Genomic DNA, 8,005 nt, shown 5'->3' on the forward strand with positions numbered 1-8,005 from the left:
AACCGCATCGAGCGCTTCTTCTGCAAACTCAAGCAGTTCCGCAGGGCCGCTACCCGCTTCGACAAGCTTGGTCGAAACTTCCTCGCAACTCTTACCCTCGCCTCCCTAAGGATTTGGCTGCGACACGTTGAGTCCACGCCCTAGGGTCTGCGCCGCGTCGCTTCGCTCCTTGCTTCGCCCTAGGATGACGAAGCGGCGGAGTGCTAATGCGCCTCGTCCCAGTTGTTCGCCGCCCGTGCATCGACATGCAGTGGCACGGACATCGAGATTGCCGGCATCGGGGCGTTTTCCATGACGCGGCGCACCACCGGGATCGTCGCCTCGACTTCGGCCTCCACCGTCTCGAAGATCAATTCGTCATGCACCTGCAAGAGCATGCGGGCCGACAGGCCTGCCTTCTCCAGCGCCTCGTCCATATGCACCATGGCGCGGCGGATGATGTCGGCGGCGGTGCCTTGCAGCCTGGCGTTGATCGAGGCGCGCTCGTTGAAGGCGCGGATCGACGGGTTTGACGACCGGATCTCCGGATAGTGAATGCGGCGGCCGAAGATGGTTTCGACGAAGCCATGTTCGCGGGCATAGGCCTTGGTCGCCTCGATATAGTCGCGAATGCCGGGGAAGCGTTCGAAATACTTCTTGATGTAGGCGCCGGCTTCCTCGCGCGGGATCGACAGCTGGTTGGCCAGCCCAAAGGCCGAAATGCCGTAGATGATGCCGAAATTGATCGCCTTGGCGCGGCGGCGCACTTCCGAAGGCATGCCCTCGACCGGCACGGAAAACATTTCCGAGGCAGTGACGGCATGGATGTCGACGCCGTCGGCGAAGGCCTGGGTCAGCTGCGGTATCTCGGCGACATGCGCAAGCACGCGGAGTTCGATCTGGCTGTAGTCGGCCGAGACCAGTTTCTGGCCCCTGTCGGCGATGAAAGCCGTCCTGATCTTGCGTCCTTCGGCGGTGCGCACGGGGATGTTCTGCAGATTGGGATCGGACGAGGACAGCCGGCCCGTCGTCGTCGCGGCCAACGCATAGGAGGTGTGGACGCGCTTGGTGTCGGGGTGGATGAAGCCGGGCAGCGCGTCGGTATAGGTCGATTTCAGCTTGGTCAGCTGGCGCCAGTCGACGATTTTGCGCGGCAGTTCGTGGCCTTCGGCGGCGAGATCCTCCAGAAGCTGCGCCGAGGTCGACCATTGCCCGGTCTTGGTCTTGGAACCACCGGGCAGGCCCATGCGGCCGAACAGGATGTCGCCGAGCTGCTTTGGCGAACCGATGTTGATGCGCTCGCCGATGAGGCCGTAGATTTCCTCTTCCAGCCGTGCCGCACCTTGCGCCAGCTCGCCGGAGAGACGGGACAGGATCTGGCGGTCGACCGAGATGCCGCGTTGCTCCATCCGGGCCAGTACCGGCACCAGCGGCCGCTCCAGCCGTTCATAGACCGAGACCAGCCCCTTGGCCGCCAGCCGCGGCTTCAGCACCTGCCACAGCCTGAGCGTCACGTCGGCGTGGCCGGCGGCGTAGGCGGTCGCCCTGTCGATGTCGATCTGCTCGAAACCGACGGAGCTTCTGCCGGAACCGGCGAGATCCTTGAGCGGGGTCGTCGCATGGCCAAGCCATTTGTCGGCAAGCGACGACAAAGTGTGGTGGCCGGTGCCGGCGTCGAGCACATAGGAGATCAGCATGGTGTCGTCGAAAGGCGCGATGTCGATGCCGTGGCGGCTCATCACGACGATGTCGTATTTGGCGTCCTGGGCGATCTTGAGCACCGATCTGTCCTCGAGCAGCGGCTTCAGCAGCGCCAGCGCCTCGCGGACCGGAATCTGGTTCTCCAGCGCGCCGCCGCCGAGCAGGTCGCCTGCGCCGGTTCTGTGGGCGAGCGGCACGTAGGCGGCGCGGCCGGGTCCGACAGCCAGGGAGAAGCCGATGAGGTCGGCCAGCATCGGGTCGGACGACGTGGTCTCGGTGTCGAAAGCGACGATGCCGGTCTCCTTCGCCTGGGCCAGCCAAGTCTTGAGCGTTGCCGTGTCGCGGATCGCGACATAGGCGGCCGGGTCGATCCTGGCGGCGGATGCCGCTTCGAGACGAAGTGCTGAAAGCAAGGACGGGGTATCGCCGGCCTTGGCGGTATCAGCCTTGGCTTCAGCTTGGGATGCATCATTGGTTCCGCCGCCGCGAGCAACAGGCGGTGCGCCGGACCCGACATCGGGGCCGTGCGCGGTGTCGGCGCGCTCGACCATGACGGCAACGGCCTGGACATCGCCGGCTTCGGTGCTGGTCGCTTCGGCCACACGGCGGGTCAGCGAGGTGAATTCCATGGTCTTGAGGAAGCCGATCAGCTTCGGCCCATCTGGCGCGTGCAGCACGAAATCGTCGAGCCCGTCGGTGACCGGTACATCGTTCTTCAGCGTCACCAGCTGACGCGATATGCGCGCCTTGTCGGCATTGGCGATGATGGATTCACGCCTCTTGTCCTGCTTGATCTCGCTGGCGCGCGCAAGCAGCCCGTCGAGGTCGCCGAACTGTTCCAGCAATTGCGCTGCCGTCTTCGGCCCGATGCCGGGCACACCCGGCACATTGTCGACGGAGTCGCCGGTGAGCGCCTGCAGGTCGATCATCTTTTCCGGCGGCACGCCCCATTTCTCGATGACTTCGGGGATGCCGATCTGGCGGTCCTTCATCGGGTCGTACATGCCGACCGTGGGGCCGACCAGCTGCATCAGATCCTTGTCCGAGGAGATGATGGTGGTGTCGCCGCCGGCCTCGCAGGCAAGCTTGCAATAGGTGGCGATGAGGTCGTCGGCCTCGAACCCTTCCATCTCGATGCAGGGCAGGTTGAAGGCGATGGTAGCCTGGCGGATCAGGCCGAATTGCGGGATCAGGTCTTCGGGCGGGGCCGAGCGGTTGGCCTTGTATTCGGGGTAGAGCTCGTTGCGGAAGGTTTTCGACGAATAATCGAAAATGACCGCGAAATGCGTCGGCACAATGCCTACATCGGTGTTGCGGGCATCCTGCATCAGCTTCCACAGCATGTTGCAGAAGCCCGAGACGGCGCCGACCGGCAGGCCATCGGATTTGCGGGTCAGGGGCGGCAGCGCATGGTAGGCACGAAAAATGTAGCCGGAGCCGTCGATAAGGAAGAGATGATCGCCTTTTTTCATGCCGGCAGGGATAGCGCGGCAGGGCGGCGCGGTCCATGGCAAAGGCACGCTTCCAACAGGCGTTGCGGCGCCATCCTGACAGAGGCGGCCTGTGAATGCCTCGGTATGGACCTCGGCTGCTCACAACCATGTTACAAAAGTGTAATTTTCATGCCCTTGAAACGCCACGTTCGAAGACACAAATACATGTCATCGGCAGTTTTCGCCGAGTCCGGAGCAAGGCCCGTCCCCCGCCTATCCCGGACAACTGCGGCAGCCTATCCCCCCTCTCCGGGCTGCCGCAACGTTTCGAGTAAAGGCCGCCGTGGTTCCCCCTCCACCACGGCGGCTCTTTTTTTGCCTTTCAACAAGCAAATTCCGGCCCGTGGTCCAACGATCGCGGGCTTTTCGTTTTGATGCGCTGCCTTTACGGTCCCGGCACCGAAAAGAAAGGCCCGTGATAATGTCCACCATTTCCCCCGTCCTCGACCGTCTCGATAAAAATCTCGACCAGAGTCTGGAGCGCCTGTTCGGCCTGCTCCGCATCAAGTCGATCTCCACCGATTCCGACTATGCCGCCGACTGCCGCAAGGCCGCAGAATGGCTGGTGTCGGAGCTCAAGCTGATCGGCTTCGACGCTTCGGTGCGCGACACCCCCGGACACCCTATGGTGGTTGCGCATCATGACGGCCCAGCCGGTTCGCCGCATGTGCTGTTTTACGGCCATTACGACGTGCAGCCGGTCGACCCGATCGAGCTTTGGGAGAGCGATCCGTTCGCGCCGGCGGTCAAGGAGATCGAGCCCGGCCACAAGGTAATCACCGGGCGTGGTTCGGCCGACGACAAGGGGCAGCTGATGACCTTCGTCGAGGCCTGCCGCGCCTGGAAGCAGGTGCATGGCAATCTGCCCTGCCGCATCACCATCCTGTTCGAGGGCGAGGAGGAGTCCGGCTCGCCGTCGCTGAAGCCGTTCCTCGAGGCCAATGCCGAAGAACTCAAGGCCGACTTCGCCCTGGTCTGCGATACCGGCATGTGGGACCGCGAGACGCCGTCGATCTGCGTCGGTCTGCGCGGACTGGTCGGCGAGGAGATCACGGTCAAGGCTGCCGATCGCGACCTGCATTCGGGTCTTTATGGCGGCGCTGCCGCCAATCCGATCCGCATCCTGGCGAAGATTCTCGCCGACATCCATGACGAGAACGGCCACATCACCATTCCCGGTTTCTATGACGGGGTCGAGGAAACGCCGTCGCAGATCCTGAAGTCCTGGGAGACGCTCGGCGAGACCGCCGAGACCTTCCTCGGGCCGATCGGCCTGTCGATCCCGTCGGGCGAAAAGGGCCGCTCGGTGCTCGAACTGACCTGGGCGCGGCCGACGGCCGAGTTCAACGGCATTATCGGCGGCTATACCGGCAAAGGGTTCAAGACGGTGATCGCGGCGGAGGCGTCGGCGAAAATCTCCTTCCGCCTTGTCCACAAGCAAAACCCCGAGAAGATCCGCGCGGCGTTCCAGAAATTCGTCAGGGAGCGGATTCCTGGGGACTGTTCGGTCGAGTTCCATCCCCATGGCGGTTCGCCGGCGATCCAGCTCTCCTATGACTCGCCGTTCCTGGCCAAGGCCAAGAACGCGCTGTCGGATGAATGGCCGAAGCCGGCGGTAACCACGGGCGGCGGCGGCTCCATTCCCGTCGTTGGCGACTTCCAGACCTATCTCGGCATGGAATCGCTGCTTGTCGGGTTCGGCCTCGATGACGACCGCATCCACTCGCCCAACGAGAAATACGAGCTGACCTCCTTCCACAAGGGCCAGCGCTCCTGGGCGCGCATTCTCGATGCGCTGATGCGCTGAAGCAGCGGGAAACCAGTTTCTGGTTGATTTTTCAGCGGATCGCGGCGAGGACGACCGACGACTTCAATATGCTGCAGCGTCCTTTGCGCATCTCAAGAGATGCGCGGCGCTGCAGGCCGCGATCCGGAGAAGACAATGAGCGATATCCGCTTCCACAAGAACGATCTGCCCGACCTCTCGCACTACAATGTCGACGCAGTGGCCATCGACACCGAGACGCTGGGGCTGAACCCGCACCGCGACCGGCTGTGCGTGGTGCAGATCTCGCCGGGCGATGGCTCCGCCGACGTGGTTCAGATCGCGCCCGGCCAGAAGAAGGCGCCGAACCTTGTCAGCCTGCTCAGGAACCGCGGCATCACCAAACTGTTCCACTACGGCCGTTTCGACCTCGCCGTGCTCTACAATGCCTTCGGCGTCATGCCGGAGCCGGTGTTCTGCACCAAGATCGCCTCGCGGCTGACCCGCACCTATACCGACCGGCACGGGCTGAAGGACATCTGCTTCGAACTGCTCGGCGTCGGACTTTCCAAGGTGCAGCAATCGTCGGACTGGGCGGCCGAGACCTTGTCGCCTGAACAGCTCGAATATGCTGCGTCCGACGTGCTCTATCTGCACCGTCTGCGCGATGTGCTGGCCGGACGGCTGGCGCGGGACGGGCGCGCCAAGGAAGCCGACGCCTGCTTCCGCTTCCTGCCGACGCGTGCCAAGCTCGATCTGATGGGCTGGGACGAAGAGGATATTTTTGCGCACAGCTGATGGTTCGGCCCTTCGTTCCGCTGGAACCGGATGGGGGTGGCGGCGTTGTTCTGCGCATTCCGGACGGATGTGCGACGAGAGGGGATGACATGGCAGACCGAAAGCCGATAGCAACCGCCCCGACGGACGGGTCCAAGGTCACTGTCCTGTGGAAGGACGGCGCCGGTGTCGTCAGCGAATCCGTCGGGCAGTACCGCGACGGCGCCTGGTGGGTCTACACCGACAGCGACACCCAGAAGAAGGTCGACCCGACCAGTTGGCGGCCTGCCTCCACTGACGATAACGACGATCAGTGAGCCGCTGGCGGGTTGATGTGCTTTCGCATAGCGTGAAGCCGTTGAAAATGAGGCCGATTCGGGGCCGTCCGCTCCGCAGCCGCCTCTCATCCTGGAGGGACTCGCCATGGGCATCGAAAGCCTTCTCATCTTCCTGATCATCGGCGCCATTGCCGGCTGGCTCGCCGGCCTCATCGTCTCGGGCTTCGGCTTCGGCCTGATCGGCAATATCGTCGTCGGTATTATCGGCGCCTTGATCGCCGGCTGGCTATTCCCAAGGCTCGGCTTTGCCATCGGCGGCGGCATTCTCGCTGCCATCATCAACGCCACGATCGGCGCCGTTATCCTGCTGGTGCTGGTCAAGGTCCTGAAGCGAGCATGAGGCTCGGATTTTTATCTAACGCAATCCCATGGGAAAGCGCTGCGCGCTTTCCCATGGGATTTTCCCAAAGGAGCGCGCCGTGAAGCAGAATACACTCTACCTTCTCGTCGGCGCGCTCGTTGTCGTGGTCATCGCGCTCGGTGCGTATGTCTATCACGAACAGACCAAGCCAAAGGGCGTCGAACTGAAGATCGACGACAAGGGCATTTCGATCCAGCAGAATTGAGCCTGCCGTCGACGGCGGCGGGGCGCCGGCTGGCTGCATGTAAAAAGGCATTGGCGAGGTCTCCCGCGATTGCCCCGACATGGAATTCGAATGACGGATCGACGCTTCGGCGCTATGATGTCGATATAGGGCGTTTGGGGTCAACCAACCTATTACTAGGAGGTTGCCATGAAACACCAAACACTGGACCAACTGCATGCAGTGGCCGAGGTCAACACACAGCCGGTAATGAGCCGAACCCAACGTCTCGTACGTTGGGCCGAGCTTCTTGAACGTGAGCCCAGCCGGCTCCTGACCGCGCTCGCCGGGACTGAATACCGTGCCCCGCCGGAGCGCGATGTCATGCGAGGCGATGGCTCGCCGATAGCGGTTGCCTTCACGGACCCCATATTGCACGACGAAGGTCTGAAAGACGACAGCTATGGCGAAGCCAAGCGCTTCTTCGAGCTGACCGACCACCAACTGCACGAGATCGTCTGCTACTGCCATGTCGGCGAGGTTATGCAATCGTCCAGGGCAGCGCTCTCGGTTCGTGCGGCGGTCGGCTGACGCATGTCCACCAGGTGATTACCTGGTGACGGATGATTTTGGGGCGCGGTCGAACGCGAGGCTGCGACCATTTGCGATCGCGCCCCAACGCGGATCATGTCCGCGACTGCCTGGTCGCGGCTGAGAATGGCTCGGGCCTTGGCGCCCGGACAAAATGCCACGCGAGGATTGTTCCTTCGCGGCGGGCGCGACTGCTTGCCAGCGCCAAAATCAGGGGCTCGAACAGCGCGATCACTGCCGGAATAGGGCCGTCGAAATAGCGATCACTGCGTGACCGCGATTGGCACCTCTTTGCCGACGAACTAAGCTATCCGTGCGCCGGTCATTTCTGGCCGTTTATGGGTTCACGGCCTAGGCCGATCCTATCAATGATGTCGGGCGTGTTGTTGCGCGGGCTGCCGACCTTGCTGTCGATCGGCCACATCGTCATCAGGTCGGACGGGAACGGCTCATCAGGTCACGCGGATCCGGCTCCGGCCCAAGCCACCGCATGTAATCTTCCGGCGCCAGATGGACAGCGGCGGTTAGCCAAAATGGAAGGCCATCTCGAAACTATGGGCGTCCACCCCGTCTATATTCGCCGGGGTCGATAAATTCCCCTGCCCACAAGTTGCGTTTGGCACTGCGGGCTTCGCGCTCTTCGGCAAGGTATCGAGGCGCTTGTTTGTCGGCGACCGCCAATCCGTGTTTTACCAGGTCGCGCGCGAGATCGATGCTCCCAACGAAGCAGACGCCGACATCGTCGTCATTGCGGTCCTTGCCTTCGATGGTGCAGGATACATCCCCAGAGGCAATGAGATGGCGAATGTGGTCACGCGCATACCTGCCGCAGGGCCA

Annotated in this window: 8 protein-coding genes and 2 pseudogenes; 7 read left to right on the forward strand and 3 right to left on the reverse strand. The window is 62.8% G+C overall.

What is annotated here, in order from left to right; genetic code table 11:
- A pseudogene (locus AC04SH_RS34190) lies at window positions 1-144 on the forward strand (IS5/IS1182 family transposase); the annotation flags it as partial.
- 59 nt (window positions 145-203) lie between these two features.
- Here the strand turns inward: AC04SH_RS34190 and polA are convergent.
- Window positions 204-3,152, reverse strand: a complete 2,949-nt coding sequence (gene polA, locus AC04SH_RS34195; protein WP_488578030.1) for a DNA polymerase I — start codon at window positions 3,150-3,152, stop codon at window positions 204-206.
- A 442-nt stretch (window positions 3,153-3,594) separates the two neighbouring features.
- On the opposite strand from polA, the gene AC04SH_RS34200 reads away from it, so the two are divergent.
- The 6 genes from AC04SH_RS34200 to AC04SH_RS34225 all read left to right on the forward strand — a co-directional run bounded on the left by AC04SH_RS34200 (window position 3,595) and on the right by AC04SH_RS34225 (window position 7,168).
- The gene (locus AC04SH_RS34200) at window positions 3,595-4,980 is read left to right on the forward strand and encodes a M20/M25/M40 family metallo-hydrolase (protein WP_488578031.1); all 1,386 of its coding nucleotides are present in this window, start codon (window positions 3,595-3,597) and stop codon (window positions 4,978-4,980) included.
- Between the two features lie 135 nt (window positions 4,981-5,115).
- A complete protein-coding gene (locus tag AC04SH_RS34205; RefSeq protein ID WP_477233305.1) occupies window positions 5,116-5,736 on the forward strand; it encodes a ribonuclease D in 621 nt (206 codons plus the stop codon).
- Window positions 5,737-5,825: 89 nt separating this feature from the next.
- Window positions 5,826-6,032 carry a hypothetical protein gene (locus AC04SH_RS34210; protein WP_488578032.1) on the forward strand — a complete coding sequence of 69 codons (207 nt, stop codon included), beginning with the start codon at window positions 5,826-5,828 and terminating at the stop codon, window positions 6,030-6,032.
- 106 nt (window positions 6,033-6,138) lie between these two features.
- Window positions 6,139-6,393 carry a GlsB/YeaQ/YmgE family stress response membrane protein gene (locus tag AC04SH_RS34215; RefSeq protein WP_112562748.1) on the forward strand — a complete coding sequence of 85 codons (255 nt, stop codon included), beginning with the start codon at window positions 6,139-6,141 and terminating at the stop codon, window positions 6,391-6,393.
- 79 nt (window positions 6,394-6,472) lie between these two features.
- Window positions 6,473-6,619 (forward strand): hypothetical protein, encoded by a 147-nt coding sequence (locus AC04SH_RS34220; RefSeq protein ID WP_023686592.1) that lies wholly within the window; start codon window positions 6,473-6,475, stop codon window positions 6,617-6,619.
- A gap of 168 nt (window positions 6,620-6,787) precedes the next feature.
- The gene (locus AC04SH_RS34225) at window positions 6,788-7,168 is read left to right on the forward strand and encodes a hypothetical protein (protein ID WP_488578033.1); all 381 of its coding nucleotides are present in this window, start codon (window positions 6,788-6,790) and stop codon (window positions 7,166-7,168) included.
- A 322-nt stretch (window positions 7,169-7,490) separates the two neighbouring features.
- On the opposite strand, the pseudogene AC04SH_RS34230 reads toward AC04SH_RS34225, so the two are convergent.
- Window positions 7,491-7,684, reverse strand: a pseudogene (locus AC04SH_RS34230) (SOS response-associated peptidase); the annotation flags it as partial.
- Between the two features lie 36 nt (window positions 7,685-7,720).
- A partial coding sequence (locus AC04SH_RS34235; RefSeq protein WP_488577264.1) for a thermonuclease family protein occupies window positions 7,721-8,005 on the reverse strand: 285 nt, incomplete at its 5' end.

The organism is Mesorhizobium sp. CNPSo 4688, from assembly GCF_057784295.1.

Excerpts from the sequence above, each read along its gene's own strand:
- AC04SH_RS34200 (WP_488578031.1), top strand. The coding sequence starts at position 3,595 with ATGTCCACCATTTCCCCCGTCCTCGACCGTCTCGATAAAAATCTCGAC.
- AC04SH_RS34215 (WP_112562748.1), top strand. The coding sequence starts at position 6,139 with ATGGGCATCGAAAGCCTTCTCATCTTCCTGATCATCGGCGCCATTGCC.
- AC04SH_RS34225 (WP_488578033.1), top strand. The coding sequence starts at position 6,788 with ATGAAACACCAAACACTGGACCAACTGCATGCAGTGGCCGAGGTCAAC.
- AC04SH_RS34210 (WP_488578032.1), top strand. The coding sequence starts at position 5,826 with ATGGCAGACCGAAAGCCGATAGCAACCGCCCCGACGGACGGGTCCAAG.
- polA (WP_488578030.1), bottom strand. The coding sequence starts at position 3,152 with ATGAAAAAAGGCGATCATCTCTTCCTTATCGACGGCTCCGGCTACATT.
- AC04SH_RS34205 (WP_477233305.1), top strand. The coding sequence starts at position 5,116 with ATGAGCGATATCCGCTTCCACAAGAACGATCTGCCCGACCTCTCGCAC.